General features: G+C 61.4%; 1 protein-coding gene. It reads right to left on the bottom strand.

Annotated elements, in window-relative coordinates; translation table 11 throughout:
- Nucleotides 1-251, bottom strand: a 251-nt coding sequence (locus SB786_RS37050) for a cupin domain-containing protein (RefSeq protein WP_410731689.1), incomplete at both ends; no start/stop codon positions are given.

The following is a 251-nucleotide window of genomic DNA, read 5'->3' as shown; positions in this document are numbered from 1 at the left end:
GCATCCTTTTCACCCCGACCTTTCATAGTCCGGACTACTACATTCGTAGGCAGGTAATTGCGAATCAGCCGATCATGAGGCGGTCCGATGAGAAATCGCCCGCATAGCATGTCCAGGCGCTCGCCCTGGCCGTCGTTCTCGCTGAACGTCAATCCGGCGGAATCACGGCGTTCGCATGTAGGCCCGGGTGCATGTCCGCTGCCGTCGTGCAGCACGTGCGCCGACCCGTGAGGCAGCAGCACGACATCGCC

It is taken from the genome of Burkholderia sp. SIMBA_062, from assembly GCF_046534765.1.
Classification (GTDB): domain Bacteria; phylum Pseudomonadota; class Gammaproteobacteria; order Burkholderiales; family Burkholderiaceae; genus Burkholderia; species Burkholderia ambifaria.
Note: the sequence above shows the minus strand (reverse complement) of the source record. Positions and strands in the feature narration are given on the sequence as shown.